The following is a 17,447-nucleotide window of genomic DNA, read 5'->3' on the forward strand; positions in this document are numbered from 1 at the left end:
ATGTTGCTTTTTTTATCTGTAATAATTAAAATAATATAATGATTTCCTTCATTTTACAAGTTTTTTACGCCGTTTTTTCGGGACTGGCACTTTCCCTTGCCATTCCAGGCAGCATATATACTTTTGGAATACCATCACTGGGATTAATTTCCCTTATACCTTTTTACATTGCCATATTCAGCACTAAAAAATTCAGACAGGCCTTTGCCATAAGCAGCATACAGATACTTACCGTTCACCTAGCTTCCTGCTGGTGGCTTGGTAACTTCAGGGGATTCGGAATATTCGCCTTAGGTGCCAGCGCCCTTGGTACGGCCTTTGAAGGTGGCTGCTGCGGTCTTTTCTTTATGCTTCCCTACATGAAAAAAGAAAAATCAGTTTCTTTACGTGATTCATTCAAAATGGACCACACCTTTATGATAAAAAGAGCCCTGTGGTTTTCCATCTGCTATGTTGTCTGGGAATATATAAAATCAACAGGCAGCATGGGTTTTCCATGGGGAACAATCTTTATGGCTTCCTACAGATGGAAGCTGCTGACTCAGATTGCAGCAGTTACAGGTGTATGGGGTATAACCTTTATAATGGCACTGACCAATGCCTTTCTGGCAGAGGGAATCATTCTCCTTATTACAAAAATTGATTCAGTTAAATTCAGGAAGGACCTGATTCAGCTTAAAGCCCTGGGTAAAGTTACTGCCTTTTTATTTCTTGTAAGTCTTTTATACGGCAGCTGGAACTATATTTTTACAGGCAAGCCCGTAAAACATGTAAATACAGTTATAGTCCAGCAGAACAGGGACCCATGGGAAACAGATGAATCTGAAACAATTAAAGTTTCCATGGAACAGACTGACAGGGCATTTAAAATCTTTGAAGAAAAAAACAGTAAGGCAGACCTTGTCCTCTGGAGTGAAGGTGTCCTTTCCCATAAATTTCCAGGAGGTGAATCTTTTTACGAAGATTATCCTGCAAAACAAAGCCTTTCTTCATACATAAAGGAAAAGTCAACTCCCTTTATAATAGGCGGAGACACCCTTATAGACAGAAAAAACAAACTGGACTCAAACAGTGCCATCTTCTATGATGCAAAAGGAAAGTATTCAGGCTTTTACAGCAAAATGCAGCTTGTACCTTTTGCCGAATATGTTCCTTCGTCTGATTCTCCTTTAATCAAATACATAATGGATGACATTGTTCACTATGGTTCAGACGGCTGGGAACCTGGATTTCAGCATGTACTTTTCCGCATTCCGCTAAAGTCACAGAAATATCAGGAAACTCCCCTTAATTACGGAGCAGAAAGATATACAACAATCCCCCTTGATAAAAACGGTAATTCAGATTCTTCCGTAACGGAAAAATACAGGAAAAACACCAGGGAAAATCCTTCTGCCTTTGTTAACTTTACTACACCTATATGCTTTGAAGACACTTTCTCCTCTGTCTGCAGAAATCTCTATAATTCAGGCAGCGAAGTATTCATGAACATAACCAATGATTCCTGGTCAAAGACACCGGTTGCAGAATACCAGCACTTTGTAGTGGCAAGCTTTCTTGCCCTTGAATACAGAACTACCCTGGTAAGATGCTGCAATTCAGGCTATTCAGCTGTTGTCCTTCCAAACGGAAAGATTATGGCAGATCTAAAACCTTTTACAACAGACGTAATGGCTGTAAGCGTGCCGGTATACCAGCGTAAGATTACGGTTTTCTCTGTTTTTGGAGACTATATTGCCATAACAGGCCTTATCATTATTCTTGCTGTCCTGTTGATCGAAACTTTAAGTCCTTATATAGACAAAGACAAACTTAAAAGGCTTTCAAGATTAACAGTCACTATCTCAATCAAAAACAGTTCACAGGAAATTGAAGATCAGAAAATAAGTTTTTCTGAAGATACAGATACTACAGACTCAGCTGCTTCTTTACTTGAAGAAAAAAAGACTTCAGGAAAAAGTAAAAGTTCAGCATCAAAAGTTAAGACTGCTGCAAAAAAGAAAAGTCAAGCCTCTTCAAAAACTCAGCCTGAAAAAACAGCTGCGGCAAAAACTTCAGCTCCTAAAACAACTGCAAGGGCAAAAACAACTGCAGCTAAAAGCACAAGTGCAAAAACCACAACGGAAAAAGCCGCTGCTAAAAAAACAACTGCAGCTAAAAGCACAGCATCAAAAAGTAAAAGCAGTTCTACAAAAAGCAGAGGCACAAAAAAAGCTGCCCCGGGAAAAACTAAAGAATGAAAGAAAGAACCATAAGAAACTCCTTCAGAAGCCTTGGAACACTGACATTCTCCCTTTTAACAGGCTTAAGTGTTCTTTTAAGCTTTCATTCCAGAGAAAGTGCCATGGAAGTACAGAACCTGCTTGCAGTTATGGCAGGCTGCGTCCTTGGTGGAGTAAACGGAAGTTCATCAGCCGGAATCTTCCTTATGGCAGGAATAGCCGGACTTCCACTTTTTCCCGGATTTGAAAAGGGATTTGAAAGCTTTACGGCAGCAGACGGAGGCTGGCTCTGGGGATATTTTACGGGAGCCCTGGCAGCAGGACTTATTTTAAAACATCCCTCACCCTTTGAAAGAAAAGATAAGGGTATCTGGATCAGGACAATTCTTGCAGTTACGGCAGGTCTTTTTTTCAGCTACATTCCGGGGCTTCTCTGGTACATAAAAAGTTCAGGTGAAAATCCGGGCCTTATAATTCAAAGACATTTACTTAAACTGAACCTTCAGCTGGGCAAGGCTGCAGTATGCACCGCATCAAGTATAATACTCAGGCCTCTGGCAGCTAAGCTCATGTACCCCGGACTTGAAAGTGCCCTTAAGGAAGAAGAAGAATTAATGGAAAAACTCAGGTCCTATAACCAGAAAAAAAACAGGAGAAAAGAAAAATGAGATGTCCTTATTGCGGAAGTTTAAAAGATAAAGTAATTGAATCAAGAACCATGGCAAACGGCGGCAGTATCCGCAGAAGAAGGGAATGCTGCAGCTGCGGTTACAGGTTTACCAGTTACGAAAGAATTGAAGAAAAGCCTTTTATGGTAATTAAGAGGGACGGCAGGCGTGAACCTTTTGATCCTCAGAAACTTTACAAGGGAATTGAACGTGCCCTGGAAAAAAGACCTGTTCCAACTTCCCTCGTAGAACAGATTAACGACGAAATCGAAGACGAAGCTTACCAGGCCGGAAAATCCAGCAGGGAAATAAGTACAGCCGATCTTGGTGAGCTGGTACTTAAAAGGCTTTACAATCTTGATAAAGTTGCCTACATCAGGTTTGCCAGTGTATACAAGCAGTTTGCAAACCTTACGGAATTTATCAACGAAGTAAAGCGTCTTGAAAAAGAACAGAGCGAACAGTAAAAATGCAGAAAAAACTTCTCTTCCTCTACCAGCACAATTGCAGCAGGTGCAGTAAAGTAAAAGATACCCTTATGGATCTCCGTAATAAATATGATTTTATTCTGGAAGAAATAGACTGTAACTCCCGTAAAGGAAGGGAAACTGCAGTAAAATACGGTGTAATAACCTGTCCCCAGATTATTTTTATTGAAGATGGGACAGAAACAGCCAGATGTAGTGAAAGAGATGAATTATTAAAAATTTTTCCACAGATTTTCAAAAATACTATTGACACAAATCAGTAAAAAAATATATACTCTCATCATTCTATGGGGGCATAGTCCAGCTGGTAGAACACCGGACTCATATTCCGTATGTCATAGGTTCAAATCCTATTGCCCCTATACTGTAAAAAGGCTTTTCAGCAATGGAAAGCCTTTTTTGTTTTTACATTACAAAAATGATGTTTCTCCATATAAAAACATCACCAGGCAGAAATGTAAGTTAAAAAACAAAAACCCTTCAAGGAGAAGTTCAGGTATGAAAGCAGAAAAATTCAAAAGCCCGTTCAAAGGAAGAAGCCTCCTTAACTGGATTGACTGGAAAAAAGAAGAAATCCAGTGGATTCTTGACACCGCATTTCTTGTAAAGAAACAGTCCCATAAAGGAGAAGTTCACCAGCGTTTTCTTGGTAAAACAATAGCCCTTATTTTTGAAAAGCGTTCTACAAGAACAAGATCAAGTTTTGAGACAGCTTTCGGAGAAGAAGGCGGCCACCCTGTATTTATGTCTACAGCTGACATTCAGCTGGGCGGAAAAGAAAGTGTAGAAGATACAGCCCGTGTTCTTGGAAGAATGTTTTCTGCAATTGAATTCCGCGGTTTCAGTCAGGAACATGTAGAACTTCTTGCAAAACACTCTGGTGTACCGGTAATTAACGGCCTCACAGATTCATTCCACCCTACTCAGGTTCTGGCAGACATAATGACACTTAAAGAAGAGTTTGGTTACCTTAAGGGACTTACAGTATGTTTCTGTGGAGACGGAAGAAACAATATGGCAAGAAGCCTTATGCTTATCTGTGCAAAATTCGGTATTAATTTTTCCATTTTTGCTCCAAAAGAACTTTCCCCTGATGAAGAAATAATAAAAATCTGTACTCCTTTTGCAAAAGAATCCGGTGCCGTAATAACTATTTCAGATGAAATTTCAGTTGTCAAAGGCGCAGATTGCCTTTATACTGATGTTTGGGTTTCTATGGGAGAAGAAACCCTCAAGGATGAGAGGACAAAACTTCTTCAACCTTATCAGGTGAACAGGGAACTTATGGCCGCTACCGGTAAAAGCAGTACAATTTTCCTTCATTGCCTTCCAGCCGTAAAAGGTCAGGAAGTAACGGAAGATGTATTCGAAAGCAGCGCAAGCAAAGTTTTTGATCAGGCAGAAAACCGCAAGCATACCATAAAAGCCATCATGCTCGCCTTAATTTAAAGGGGTTTAACATGAAAAAATTATCAGCAGCCCTTGCACTGGCAGTTTGCTTCTGCATGCCTTTTTTTGCACAGGACAATGAAAAATCAAAGCCTATCTGGGATCATGGAGACAATATTTCTCCGTTAACATATCAGAACCTGGAAATTTACCGCGTAATGGATTCCAAGGACGCATATGTAGTTCTCTATGCTAAAGGTGGAGTAAATGTTGGACAGGTCACCCTTCCCAAGGCCTGGATGAAGGAAGAACCACGCAAGCTTGAATTCCGTGAAAAAGCAAAGCGTGTAAGCCCATACATGACTGTTATCAAGCAGGACGGAAATTTCCTTAAGGTATGGCTTAATGTAACTACAGACAAAAGGGACCCTGTATGGGGACTTATGCCGAATGGTGCCAAGATTGAGGGAACAGATGCTGAAACCCTCGAAATTGAATACTAAAAGCTTTTTGTAAAGCAGAAGGCAGGAATCCAAAGGTTCCCGCCTTTTTTATTTTAAAAACAAAAAAGGATTTACATCATGGAGATTATTTCACAGGAAAAAATCAGCAGCTTTAAGAAATTCATGGAAGACCATGAAAGTTTTATAATAGCAGGACATAAGGAACCGGACGGAGACTGTATTTCCAGTTGTATGGGTCTTTCCTATATTGCAGAATTCTTTCATAAACCTTACATAATGATAAATGCAGGTCCCTTTAAGAGAAGCGAAATAAAAAAATATGCAGACCTTTTTACCCCGACCCTTCCCTTTATAAATCAGCAGGAAAGAAAGGAATGCGGACTTATAATTACAGACTGCAGCGAGATTCAAAGACTGGGAGAAATAGAAGGTGATCTTGAAGAACTTGATACCTTTATAATTGATCATCATAAAACTGCAGAAGTTCAGGGTGAAAATACAATTATTGACCCTACAAGTCCCGCAGCCTGTCTTCTTGTACAACAGCTTATCGAAGCACTGTCAGGTAAACTTACAAAAGAACAGGCAGATACACTTTTCTTTGGAATGGCTACAGATACAGGATACTTCAGGTTCCTTACGGAAAATTCAAAAGAAGTATTCCTTCAGACTTCAAGACTCGTAGAAGCAGGCGCTAATCCAAGGGCCGTTTATCAGGATATTACCGGTGGAAAACCCTGGTCTACAAGAAAGCTCCTGGGCATTATGCTTGAAAGAGCTGAACGCCATGCAGAAGGAAAACTTGTAGTAACTTATGAAACAATGGAAGATACCCGTAAGTATGGTTCAGAAGGAAGGGATAGTGATTCCCTTTACAGCCTTATGCTTGCTGTAGAAGGAGTAGAAGCAGTTGCCTTCGTAAGACAGGACACTGAACACACCTGCACCCTGGGCTTAAGATCCAGGGACAAATGTGACGTAAGTGCCATAGCTGCAAAATTTGGTGGCGGCGGTCACAAAAATGCCAGTGGAGCCAGTACCGAAGGCAGAATAGAAACACTGCTTCCTGTACTTATAAAGGAATTCATGAAGGTACTTTAGTATATACAATCCTGCCGGGTTAAAGAAAAGTCTGACATCCGGCAGGATTTTTTTATAAAAAAACTGATTATTTATATTAGTTATATACTAATATTATTAGTTACTCACTTATTTTATTATTTATTTCCTAATATTCTTAGTTAATTACTAAGAATACTTCCCTCTTTTCATTCAGAAAAATACCTTAAACAGTCAAAATAAGTAATTTTATTAACTGGCACGGAAATTGCTATTTAATTATCTGATCATTTTTAAAGGGAGGGAAAAAAATGGATCAGATTGAACTGACTGCCCTGGCGGTCAACAAAAAAATTATTTCTCCGGAGGAAGGAGCAAAAATCCTATGGGAGCTGATTTACACTCAGAAAGAAAGGTTTTCACTTACCAGTCTGAGTTATGACAGCTTAATGGACTTTCTTGTATACCTTCATTCAAGGTTCATTAAAATGCTGGAGGTTTACAACCCGGCAGATGGAACTTTTTTAGCTTTTCTTCACTCAAATATCAGGAACTCCCTGATAACATGGAAAAAATTCAGTACAAGAAAAAATGTATCTGAAGAATCCTGTCTGGGTGTTATGGAAATTGAATATGACAGTGAAGCTTACAAATACAGCTGCTGTGAAAGTTCCTTAAAACCCTTTGTCAACGAAGAAAACCACTCTATTGAAGAAATGAAGGAGGAATGGAGAAAAAGGATTTGCAGTAAAAAAAGAAAGCCTGATCTTAAAAAGGAAGAAAAGCTGCAAAGGGACGCACTTCTTATTCTTGCCTTAAAATCCTGTTACAACATTACGGATGAACTCATAGAAAAAGTCAGTTTTGTTACCCAGACTTCCAGAAACGTTCTTGAAGACATGATTTCAGAAGCTAAAAATTCAATAAGTTCCAAAATTACCAGGAGAATAATGTGTACAAGAGCCAGGGATAATGCTTTTTTTTATCATAGAAAGTATTCCCTTGAAATTCCTAGAATAAGAAAACACAGTAACTGGGCTGAACATCTGGCTGCAAGATACGAAAAACACACAAGAATGTGGGAACTTGCAAATCAGAAACTGCTGAAAAGTCACCGCATGCTGGTACCATCAACAAAAACAGTAGCATCAATTCTGGGAATGTCAGTACGTCATTGTGAATATGTAATGAAAAGGGTTCAAACTGACGTGGACAAGATAAAGCTCAAGTGGTATCCTCGGGAACATGAAAATTTACCTTGCCAGCGGAAACATTAATAAAAAAAGAGAGATGGCTGAACTTTTTCCGGAACACCAGGTGGTAATTCCCTCTGATGAAGGAATCGAATTTGATCCGGAAGAGACAGGTTCAACATTTTACGAAAACAGCCTTATAAAAGCAAAAGCTTTATGGCAGATAGTACACTGCCCTGTTTTTGCAGATGACTCAGGTTTATGTGCCACAGCACTAGATGGAGCACCTGGAATCTACACATCCAGATATGCAGGTCCGGAATATATGAAGGGCAAACCTGACGGGAGTAAAATTCCTCAGGAAAAACAGAATGAATATCTGGTAAAGCAGGTTTCTGATGCAGTCAGTAAAAACCCTGAACTTACACGACAGGCACATTACGTATGTGCCATGGTGCTTTACATGGGCCCTGACAGGCTTTATGTAGCCCAGGAAACAATGGAAGGAGAACTGATTGCAGACATAAATGAACAGAGGGGAAAAGGTGGATTTGGTTACGATCCAGTCTTTTATCTTCCGGAAAGAAAATGTACTGCAGCAGAACTTTCTGCAGAAGAAAAAAATGCCATCAGCCACAGGGGTAAAGCTGCAAGGGCTATAAAGAAAATAGCTTCCCAGGTTTTAGCCTGAATAAAGTTTTACGGGGCCTGTCCTTACGAAAATTAAGGACAGGCCCTTTTTTTATTAAAAAAATAAAAAAAATTAAAAAAAATATTAAAGTTTTTATTTTACACCGCCGATAGACAAAGAGAATAACTATGGCAGTATGGTCTCGTTGAGATCGGCAGCTGCCAGGGGATTCATGTAAAAGAAAGGCAGATGTAGCCTTGTAATGCAGATGCCTTCTTTTACAACAGGTTAAAAAGGATTTTGACCTGACAATTTCCACGGAGGAACAAACTATGGTTATCAACCACAACATGTCCGCAATGTTTTCCAACCGCTCTTTAGGAGTTACTCATGGCAGTCTTACTAAAGACATGGAAAAACTTTCATCCGGCGAAAAAATCAACAGAGCCGGAGATGACGCTTCAGGACTCGCAGTTTCTGAAAAAATGCGTTCACAGATCCGCGGCTTGAACCAGGCTTCAAGAAACGCTTCAAACGGTATCAGTTTCATTCAGACAACTGAAGGCTATCTTCAGGAAACAACTGATATCATTCAGCGTATCCGCGAACTCGCCGTACAGTCTTCAAACGGTATCTACAGCGATGAAGACCGCATGCAGATCCAGGTTGAAGTTTCAGCACTTGTTGCCGAAGTAGACCGCATTGCTTCCCAGGCACAGTTCAACGGTATGAACATGCTTACAGGACGCTTTGCAAAGCCAACAGGAGAAAACACTCCTACAGCTTCTATGTGGCTCCACATTGGTGCAAATATGGACCAGAGAACTCAGGTTTATATTGGAACTATGACTGCAGAAGCTCTTGGTATCCGCGAAATCGGTACTGAAGATGTAATGACAATTGCGACACCGGATGAAGCCAACCGTGCAATCGGCACACTGGATGAAGCTCTTAAAAAGATTAACAAACAGCGTGCAGACCTTGGTGCTTACCAGAACCGCCTTGACTATGCAGTAAAGGGACTTGATGTAGCAGCTGAAAATACTCAGGCTTCTGAATCAAGAATTCGTGATACTGATATGGCATCACAGATGGTAGAGTTTACTAAGAATTCAGTACTTACACAGGCAGGAACAGCTATGCTTGCTCAGGCTAACAGCCAGAGCCAGTCAGTATTGTCTTTGCTCCAATAGTGTAGTATAATGTCGGTATGGGTGTATCTAAAAATATGCCCATACTGATTGATTGTGCGGTACGTTTTTTCATTACCCTTCTCGCTTAATAAAAATCGTATCAATTAACAATCCATTTATCCTTTGTTTTAGAAGGATTTTGTTCTTTGAAAATGTCCGAAATGTGTTTGTAACAGCACAGACGGTTACTTATTTTTCTGTACAAGGCTCTAAAATAAGAAACAGTTCCTGCTGTAAGGGGCTAAAACTAATATCGGGGGCGCAAAAACCGGTATTTACCCATACAAACAGGCGTATGGCATGAAGCTATACGTAAAGAATCATGGAGGGCAATTATGGTTATTAATCACAACATGAGTTCAATGTTTGCAAACCGCGAACTTGGAGTTTCTAACTCACAGCTTCAGGGCAGCATTGAAAAACTCAGCTCAGGCGAAAAAATCAACAGAGCTGGAGACGACGCTTCAGGACTTGCAGTTTCTGAAAAAATGCGTTCACAGATTCGTGGATTGAATCAGGCTAACAGAAACATTCAGAATGGTGTTTCATTCATTCAGTCTACAGAAGGATACCTGCAGGAAACTACAGACATTCTTCAGCGCATCCGCGAACTTTCAGTTCAGTCAGCAAACGGTATCTACAGCGATGAAGACCGTATGCAGATTCAGGTTGAAGTTTCTCAGCTTGTAGCAGAAGTAGATCGTATTGCAAGTCAGGCACAGTTCAACGGAATGAACCTTCTTACAGGTCGTTTTGCAGAAAACTCTGTAACAAACCAGGTTATGACATTCCAGGTTGGTGCCAATATGGATCAGAGAGTTACTGCTTTCATCGGTACTATGACCGCTCAGGCTCTTGGCTTGAAGGGAACACAGGGAACTGATGAACAGATCAGTATTTCTACTCCTGATACTGCAAACATGGCTATCGGTACTATCGATGCCGCACTTAAGACAGTTTCTCGTCAGAGAGCAGATCTTGGTGCTTATCAGAACCGTTTTGAAATGGCTTCTGCCGGTATTGCAGTAGCTGCAGAAAACATGCAGGGAGCAGAATCTGGTATCCGTGACACAGACATGGCTTCTGAAATGGTAGAATACACAAAGAATTCTATTCTTTCACAGGCTGGTACAGCAATGCTTGCACAGGCTAACAGTCAGTCACAGAACGTTCTGGCTTTGCTTCAGTAGAATAAAATCGTGGTTTTATTGTTTTGAGAGAAATCTGGATGTCTTCTTTTGGACAATAAAATCCCGTAAGAGAGAGGAGGGGTGCGCCCCCTTCCCCACTCTTTTTTTTCAAGGAGGAATGCCATGAATACAATTAGTATGATTGGAAAGACCAGTGCAATGGATGGCACATCAGTCAGCAGTTCTTTCGAGGCAACAAAAAAAGTTAAGGCTCAGGCAGAATCAATCAACAAGTTGCCGGACAGCGCTGCAGAAGTAACAGAAAACATCTCACAGAGTATTGAAGATACCAAAGCTGATGTTCAGGAGCTTCAGAGACTTTCTGACATGGTTTACGGACACAAACTTCAGTTTAACGTTAACGAAGATCTCGACAAAGTAATCGTAAGAGTCGTAAATTCCAAAACCAACGAAGTTATACGTGAAATTCCATCTGAGGAAGTTCAGAAATTTCAGAGCAGACTTAAGCAGCAAATTGGACTACTTTTTGACGAAGTTATCTGACCTTCAGTAAATTTCATTAAGGAAAAGCGTATAAATCTATGGCAGACGGAATCGGAATTCCAGGCGTCACTGACAAATATAAAACCAACGATCTCGTTGAATCAATGATGGAAGTTGAGAGAATTCCTCTTAAAAGGGAACAAACTCAGCTTGAAAACTATCAGAAGCAGCAGGATGCCTGGCGTAATGTTAATCAAAAAATGTCTGCTCTCAGAGACAGCGTAAAAACCCTTTACTCATTTGAAAATCCATTTAACAGTAAACTCACAACTTCTTCAGACGAAAATTCACTAACTGTAGACGCAGGAAGAGAAGCAGAGTTCGGTTCTTTTAAAGTAGACGTAATTAAACCTGCTACCGCTGACAGATTTTTAAGCGGAAACATTGATAAAGACCTGGAAGTACCACAGGGGAAATACACATTTCACACAGGAGATAAAAGTCTGGACTTTAACTGGAAAGGTGGAAAAGTAAGTGATTTTGTAACAGCCGTAAATAAAAGAGGCAGTAACATTATCAAGGCCAGCCTTATCGGAGTAAGTGCAGATAAAAAATCCCTCCTTATTGAATCATTAAAAACAGGAAAAGAAAACGCCCTTACCTTTGAAAACGATGCCCTTTCCTTTGTAAAATCCATAGACATGATTGGTGAAGTAAAACCTGAAACTTTTGACTTTGCCACAGATCTTACAAAAATAAAGGATACAGATACAAAAGACGCAGTCGTTCAAAAAAATATGCCGGAAATTTCCAGGGATAATGTAAGTTTTGAAGATAATAAATTTACTCTCCCCCAGAGAAGCGGTTTTGAAACAGAACTTCCATCACAGGCCAGAAATAATAAGGATTTCGCAATTCAGTTTTCATATAAAAAAGAGCTTAAGGAAGATATTACAGAAGAAATAAACGAAAGGTCTTCCCTGCCCCAGATGCCTGCCCCGGGAAGCATCACTTATGGGGGAATCTCTGTAAGTAACAGCAGCAGTGATTCTGGAATGAAAAAAGATCCAGACTGGAAACCTCTGGAAAGCATAAGCAGCAGTCATTATTTTTATGTTAAGGATTCTGACGGAAAAGAAACAGAAATTGATCAGGCAGAATTTAAGGAAGATAAAGAAAGCGGCATGACCCGTGTTACCTTTAACCTTAAGGATTATCCTGATGCAAAAACTCTTGTTGTCAGAAATTCCAGCACTAACTCTCAAATAACCGTTACGGACTTTAAAGCCTTTGATTCAACAAAAAACAAGGGTTTTGCTCCATCCCACCCTATTACGGAAGCAGGAGATGCAGTCATTAAATACGAAGGCATTACCATGAACAGAAGTACAAATGACATAGACGATGTTATTCCTCATGTAACCCTTCACCTTCATGATGCAAGCGAAAAAACGGTAACGGTAAAAATAGATCCGGATACGGCTTCTGCAAAAGACGCTTTAATTAATTTTGTCGGAAACTATAACCAGACTATAGCAGAGATGAATATTCTTTCTACAGACAAGCAGGAAGTTATTTCTGAACTTGACTATCTTTCTTCTGATGAACAGGAAAAAGCAAAAGAAAGGCTGGGAATGTTCCAGGGGGACTTTACCCTTACAAACGGAAAAACATCCCTTCAAAGAATTATTTCTTCAGGATACAAGTATTCCACAGATGCACAGGTAACACTTCTTTCTCAAATAGGTATTTCTACTAATGCAAGTACTGGCAGCAGGGGTTATAATCCTGGACAAATGAGGGGTTATCTTGAAGTTGATGAAAAAAAACTGGACCAGATGCTTGAATCCAGTCTTGATGAAATAAAAAACATGTTTGGTTTTGATTCAGACGGAGACCTTATTATTGATAATGGTGTAGCCTTCCTTCTTGATAAACAGATTTCATCCTGGGTTCAGTCAGGTGGAATTATTTCTGCAAAAACAAATGCCCTTGAAACAAGCATAAAGAATTCAAATTCCAAGATTACAAAGCTTGAGACTCAGCTTGAACGGAAAGAAGCAGAACTTAAATCCAAGTATGCGACTATGGAAGGAACATTAAACAATCTTGAAGCCCAGCAGAATACTTTAAATAATTATTCCAATGCAAACAGCCGACAATAATATAAGAGGTATATTGTGAAACTTATAATTAACGGTCAGAATGCTGATGTAACACTGGAAGATGAAAAAACTGCAGGTCAGGTTTTAAAAGCTTTTGAAGAAGAAGCTGTAAAAAATAATGCAGCCACAATCGGAATAAAAATCAATGGTAAAAGAATACTTGCTGACGATTTTGATCAGGCCTGCCAGATTGAACTTGCTGAAGATACACTTATAGAACTTGAAGTAATTTCTGAATCAGAAATAAGAAATTCATTTATCAGCTGTGTGTCCCTTTTTGAAAAACTAACGGAAGACCTTTCCAACGTAAGCATTTATCTTCAGGGTGGAAAAGATAAGGAAGCTCATGCAATTATTGCAAATCTTGCAGACGCAGTTGATTCCTTCTGCCGTACAGCTACATTCAGCGCACTTTTTCCGGAAACCTATACTGCCATTAAAGTTGACGGTCAGGATATGGGAGAATTCTTTAAGGAGTTCACACCACTTCTTGCAGATTTTAAGGAAGCCCTGGAAAACAATGACACTGTAACAACAGGTGATATTGCTGAATACGAAATCTCTCCAAGGCTTAGAAAACTTTCACAATCCGTAAAGAATATGTTACAATAAAGTAAGAATCTTTCCATAACTTAAGGTAAAACGAAAGATAAGGAGGGAGTATGCCAAAAGAATTATCCCCTGTAAACGCAAGGCAGGACAGCTTTACTTATCTCTTTATTCTCGCTGCTCTTGGAGTACTTCTTGTTCTTTTTATAATCTACCTTATATTACGTTACTTTAAGAACCTTCATAGTTCCAAAAACTGGATTGATTCCCATAAATCCCTGCCTACAACCCTTAAAAACGTTAAGGCTCTGGCAAAGGAAGCTTCCCTTACAAAAAAAGAAACTGTTCTTCTCTGGAATCTGTGTAAAAAAAATGAAATACCAAATATTGAATTCAGTTACAGGGACAACAAGCTGATGGACAGTATCTTTGCTTCTGATTATCAGGACATGATAGTACTTGAAAATCTGGAAAATAAAATTCAGGAACTTTTCAGTCTCAGATATAAACTTGAAAAATGTCACGAAAAGAAGTTACAGCTTAAAAGTACACGAAGCCTTAAGGAAGGCCTGACTTTTACTTACAATGACAATAAAAAAAGACTGTGGAATTTTACCCTTCTTGAAAATAAAGAAACAGGCATGACCCTGCAAATTCCCCAGGGTTTCAATGAATGCGACTGCAAGCCTGATGTTTTCAGCAAAATAAGCATGTCCTTCAGTACACAATCAGATACCCGTTATAAAATGATTACAAGGGTAATCAGATACGAAAAAGATAATAAAGACCGGGAACTTATGGTTGTAACTGTTTCTGATCAGCTTCAGCCTATACTCCGCAGAATGGCAAAACGTATGGATGTAGAAAGTCCATGTGAATTCTCTGCAGTAAAAATTGACAGCAGCAAAAATAAACAGAAAATTACCGTTTTAGACCACAGATACCCGGGAAAACTTCAGGATATATCAGCTACAGGATGCAGCTTAAAAACTTCCCTTCCAATAAAAAAAGGACAATTCCTTAAGCTTTACTTTCAGATGAAAACACCGGAACCTTTGGAGGCTTCAGGACAAATAATAGTTACAAATAAAGCCCAGGACGGAAAGAATTACATTCTTCATGTTAAATTCAATCAGATTTCAGTATCTGCCCAGAACAGGATTTATGCCCAGATTTACGGTTATGACGCCCTTTCCTGAAGCATAAGATTTTATAAAAGCTAATTGTTTTTTTAATTGATAAGCATTAAAATATACTTTATGAGGATTTTAGGATTACGAGCAATTTCTAAAGAGGAAAGCTACATATACTACATCGACAGATACAAAGCCACAGTCATTATGGAAGTGCTCAATCAGCAGGTATCCTTTCAAGTGAATTTTTCAATTGAAATAAATCCTCTTGGAATGAAAAATATAGATCTGGAGCCTTTACCAAAAACTCTTGACTATCCGGTCCTTCCTATTACAAAATCTTTAAAACAATACATTACGGAACTTTCCAATGAAGGAAAACTTCCCTGATACAAAGGCAAATTATGACTTTTCATACTAATTCCTCAGAAGAAACCATTGAACTTGGAAAAAAAATCGGTGCTCATTTAAAAAGCGGTGATGTCATCGCCATGACAGGTACACTTGCTGCCGGAAAAACAACTATTACAAAAGGAATTGCTCAGGCTCTTGGTGTAAAAGACAATATTACCAGCCCTACTTTCTGTCTCATAAGTGAATATGAAGGCAGCAGAATGCCTCTTTATCACATGGATGTTTACAGACTTGAAGGAGAAGAAGACTTTCTTAATCTGGGTGTAGAAGAAATGCTTTACGGAGACGGAGTATGCATTATTGAATGGAGCGAAAAAGTTCAGAAAGAACTTCCTAAAAAAACAATTTACATGACTATTACTCCTGACAAAGATTCAGGAAGAACAATAACAATAGAAAACTGGGATGTGGAGATAAACTGATGAATGCCCTTGCAATTGATTGTGCCGTATCAAAAATTACAGTAGCAGCAAAAAAAGAAAATAACCTTATTAAACTTACTCTGGATGTAGGAATTAAACAGTCAGAAAAACTTCTTCCTGCGGTTGATTATGTTATGAAAGAGGCAGGTCTTACTGCTTCAGATCTTAATTATACAGTATGTACTTCTGGCCCTGGAACTTTTACAGGTTTAAGACTGGGTATGAGTACTTTAAAGGCCCTTAACCTTTCCCACAATGTACCCCTATATGGAGTACCATCCCTGGAAGCCTATGCCTGGCCATACAAAAAAGCCCTTGAAACAGTAGTTCCTTTAATCGAAGCAAAAGAAGATGAATACTTCTGCAATTTCTTTGTAAGGGGAGAAAAACTCAGGGAAGATGAAGACTTAATTACGGAAGATATTCTTAAACAGATAGATGCTGATGCAGGGGTTCTTGTATGCGGCCCTGGAGCAAAGGATTTTACGGAAAGGGTAAATACAGATTATCCTATGTATTCCGTACATTGTTTTAGTCCTGAAAACGATGCCTGTGAAAGTTTATTTGAAATTGCAGAAAACATGATAAAAGAAAAAAGGGAACCACTTTCTGATTATGATGGTCCCCTTTATGTCCGCAAAAGCGAAGCTGAAATTGTTCGTGAAAAAAAACTTAATGAAAGTAAATAGTTTTAAGAAAAAAGTTTCTTAAGCTGTTCTTCTGTTGGCTGCTTTGAGGCAGCCATATTTTCATTCTGTATTTCTTCAAAAACTTCCTGACGGAATACCTTTACATTTTTTGGAGCTTCAACGCCGATCTTAACCTGATCACCCCTTACTTCAATTATTGTAAGCGTAATTTCGTCACCAATACGTATTTTCTGATCAACTTTTCTAGATAAAATTAACATCAGTTACCCTCCTTTGATTTAAGGGCACCGAGGATATTGTGCTTTGTAGTCCATTTTGTTCCGTCAAGAATGGCCTGCATACACTGATGGTTTTTCTTATTGATAATAAGTGGTCCCTGGAGATTTGCAGTCACTGCACTACCGTCACTTGGAACAGTTACTACAGTCATAACCGTAACATCAGCCGGATCCTTAATACCAATTTTAAGAAGCTCCCTGTCATCAATATCAGCTTCATAATCACTGCAGATGATAAAGGGATCTATAAGCAAAAATGCCAGATTTTCTTCTTTAAGTGACTGAAGCCACACAAAAGGTTTGTACTGACTTTCTACTAAAACAAAATCAGTATACTCTTCAAAACCAAAGAGACCTTCCGGAATAGTAATAACATGACTCTGATCAACTTCTACAGTTCCCATCATCTTTGTTTTAACCTGCATATTATATAACCTGCCTTATTTTTAATTACCTGATTTATTAACGCATATAATCAAGCAAAGTACTTGAATACATTTTTCCGGCATTACTGAGGGTTGCCTGATTTACATATTCAAGCATTTTAAGGTCAGTAATTGCCTTTGTCATATCAATGTCACCTTCCCTGCTTACAAGTCTTGTAACGTTAAGATTATTTGTCTTAGCCAGTTCTACATTGTTCATGGCACGTTCATATTCGCTGCCTGACTTTGCAAGACGGGTTGTAAGGTTATTCATACCTTCATCTACAGTTCCTAAAATTCTTCCGCCGATAGCTTCTGTATCACCACGAAGCATTGCATCCCTAAGTGCAATAACTGAATCAAAAAGAGAACCACCTGAAACTTTTACATTATCTGCAATATTGTATGGAGGAAGCTGACTTTTATCCTTAATAATTCCAAGGTCACCAAGAGTATTTCCGTCTTTATCT

The 17,447-nt window shown here is 39.1% G+C and carries 20 protein-coding genes, 1 tRNA gene and 1 pseudogene; 19 read left to right on the top strand and 3 right to left on the bottom strand.

The window, feature by feature from the left end; translation table 11 throughout:
- Positions 1-38 precede the first annotated feature (38 nt).
- From lnt to tsaB, 19 genes are all read left to right on the top strand, one after another.
- On the top strand, positions 39-2,240 hold the full coding sequence (lnt, locus tag K6D58_RS08855; protein WP_296829860.1) for an apolipoprotein N-acyltransferase: 2,202 nt from the start codon (positions 39-41) through the stop codon (positions 2,238-2,240).
- Complete coding sequence (locus K6D58_RS08860; RefSeq protein ID WP_296829862.1) at positions 2,237-2,890, top strand: biotin transporter BioY; 654 nt, start codon at positions 2,237-2,239, stop codon at positions 2,888-2,890. Before lnt ends, K6D58_RS08860 begins: the two co-directional genes overlap by 4 nt.
- Positions 2,887-3,357, top strand: coding sequence for a transcriptional regulator NrdR (nrdR, locus tag K6D58_RS08865; protein ID WP_296829864.1), 471 nt, complete (start codon positions 2,887-2,889; stop codon positions 3,355-3,357). Before K6D58_RS08860 ends, nrdR begins: the two co-directional genes overlap by 4 nt.
- A gap of 2 nt (positions 3,358-3,359) precedes the next feature.
- Positions 3,360-3,641 (top strand): thioredoxin fold domain-containing protein, encoded by a 282-nt coding sequence (locus K6D58_RS08870; protein WP_296829865.1) that lies wholly within the window; start codon positions 3,360-3,362, stop codon positions 3,639-3,641.
- Between the two features lie 26 nt (positions 3,642-3,667).
- Positions 3,668-3,740 (top strand) — tRNA-Met (locus K6D58_RS08875).
- 136 nt (positions 3,741-3,876) lie between these two features.
- A complete protein-coding gene (gene argF, locus K6D58_RS08880) occupies positions 3,877-4,827 on the top strand; it encodes an ornithine carbamoyltransferase (protein WP_296829866.1) in 951 nt (316 codons plus the stop codon).
- An 11-nt stretch (positions 4,828-4,838) separates the two neighbouring features.
- Positions 4,839-5,270: a hypothetical protein gene (locus K6D58_RS08885; RefSeq protein ID WP_296829868.1), complete on the top strand. Its 432-nt coding sequence runs from the start codon at positions 4,839-4,841 to the stop codon at positions 5,268-5,270.
- Between the two features lie 78 nt (positions 5,271-5,348).
- Entirely contained in the window at positions 5,349-6,332 is a 984-nt protein-coding gene (locus K6D58_RS08890) for a DHH family phosphoesterase (protein ID WP_296829870.1), read from the top strand.
- 269 nt (positions 6,333-6,601) lie between these two features.
- Positions 6,602-7,567, top strand: coding sequence for a hypothetical protein (locus K6D58_RS08895; protein WP_296829872.1), 966 nt, complete (start codon positions 6,602-6,604; stop codon positions 7,565-7,567).
- Complete coding sequence (rdgB, locus tag K6D58_RS08900) at positions 7,536-8,174, top strand: RdgB/HAM1 family non-canonical purine NTP pyrophosphatase (protein ID WP_296829874.1); 639 nt, start codon at positions 7,536-7,538, stop codon at positions 8,172-8,174. The genes K6D58_RS08895 and rdgB overlap by 32 nt, the downstream gene beginning before the upstream one ends.
- Before the next feature lie 272 nt (positions 8,175-8,446).
- Positions 8,447-9,307 (top strand): flagellin N-terminal helical domain-containing protein, encoded by an 861-nt coding sequence (locus tag K6D58_RS08905; RefSeq protein WP_296829875.1) that lies wholly within the window; start codon positions 8,447-8,449, stop codon positions 9,305-9,307.
- 335 nt (positions 9,308-9,642) lie between these two features.
- The gene (locus K6D58_RS08910) at positions 9,643-10,497 is read left to right on the top strand and encodes a flagellin N-terminal helical domain-containing protein (RefSeq protein WP_296829877.1); all 855 of its coding nucleotides are present in this window, start codon (positions 9,643-9,645) and stop codon (positions 10,495-10,497) included.
- Between the two features lie 123 nt (positions 10,498-10,620).
- Entirely contained in the window at positions 10,621-11,001 is a 381-nt protein-coding gene (locus tag K6D58_RS08915) for a flagellar protein FlaG (RefSeq protein WP_296829879.1), read from the top strand.
- A gap of 38 nt (positions 11,002-11,039) precedes the next feature.
- Positions 11,040-13,106, top strand: coding sequence for a flagellar filament capping protein FliD (fliD, locus tag K6D58_RS08920; RefSeq protein ID WP_296829880.1), 2,067 nt, complete (start codon positions 11,040-11,042; stop codon positions 13,104-13,106).
- Positions 13,107-13,121: 15 nt separating this feature from the next.
- On the top strand, positions 13,122-13,718 hold the full coding sequence (locus K6D58_RS08925) for a hypothetical protein (protein ID WP_296829882.1): 597 nt from the start codon (positions 13,122-13,124) through the stop codon (positions 13,716-13,718).
- 50 nt (positions 13,719-13,768) lie between these two features.
- Positions 13,769-14,854 (top strand): PilZ domain-containing protein, encoded by a 1,086-nt coding sequence (locus tag K6D58_RS08930; protein WP_296829884.1) that lies wholly within the window; start codon positions 13,769-13,771, stop codon positions 14,852-14,854.
- A 60-nt stretch (positions 14,855-14,914) separates the two neighbouring features.
- Positions 14,915-15,178, top strand: coding sequence for a hypothetical protein (locus K6D58_RS08935; RefSeq protein ID WP_296829886.1), 264 nt, complete (start codon positions 14,915-14,917; stop codon positions 15,176-15,178).
- Positions 15,179-15,192: 14 nt separating this feature from the next.
- The gene (gene tsaE, locus K6D58_RS08940) at positions 15,193-15,624 is read left to right on the top strand and encodes a tRNA (adenosine(37)-N6)-threonylcarbamoyltransferase complex ATPase subunit type 1 TsaE (RefSeq protein ID WP_296829888.1); all 432 of its coding nucleotides are present in this window, start codon (positions 15,193-15,195) and stop codon (positions 15,622-15,624) included.
- Positions 15,624-16,313, top strand: coding sequence for a tRNA (adenosine(37)-N6)-threonylcarbamoyltransferase complex dimerization subunit type 1 TsaB (gene tsaB / locus K6D58_RS08945; RefSeq protein ID WP_296829890.1), 690 nt, complete (start codon positions 15,624-15,626; stop codon positions 16,311-16,313). The genes tsaE and tsaB overlap by 1 nt, the downstream gene beginning before the upstream one ends.
- 2 nt (positions 16,314-16,315) lie before the next feature.
- Here tsaB and csrA read toward each other — a convergent pair whose 3' ends face one another.
- The 3 genes and pseudogenes from csrA to K6D58_RS08960 form a co-directional block, all read right to left on the bottom strand.
- Positions 16,316-16,534 carry a carbon storage regulator CsrA gene (csrA, locus tag K6D58_RS08950; protein ID WP_296829892.1) on the bottom strand — a complete coding sequence of 73 codons (219 nt, stop codon included), beginning with the start codon at positions 16,532-16,534 and terminating at the stop codon, positions 16,316-16,318.
- Positions 16,534-16,977, bottom strand: a complete 444-nt coding sequence (gene fliW / locus K6D58_RS08955; protein WP_296829894.1) for a flagellar assembly protein FliW — start codon at positions 16,975-16,977, stop codon at positions 16,534-16,536. The genes csrA and fliW overlap by 1 nt, the downstream gene beginning before the upstream one ends.
- Positions 16,978-17,014: 37 nt before the next feature.
- Positions 17,015-17,447 (bottom strand): annotated as a pseudogene (locus K6D58_RS08960) (flagellar hook-associated protein 3); the annotation flags it as partial.

This window comes from Treponema sp. (assembly GCF_024696245.1).
Taxonomy (GTDB): Bacteria; Spirochaetota; Spirochaetia; order Treponematales; family Treponemataceae; genus Treponema_D.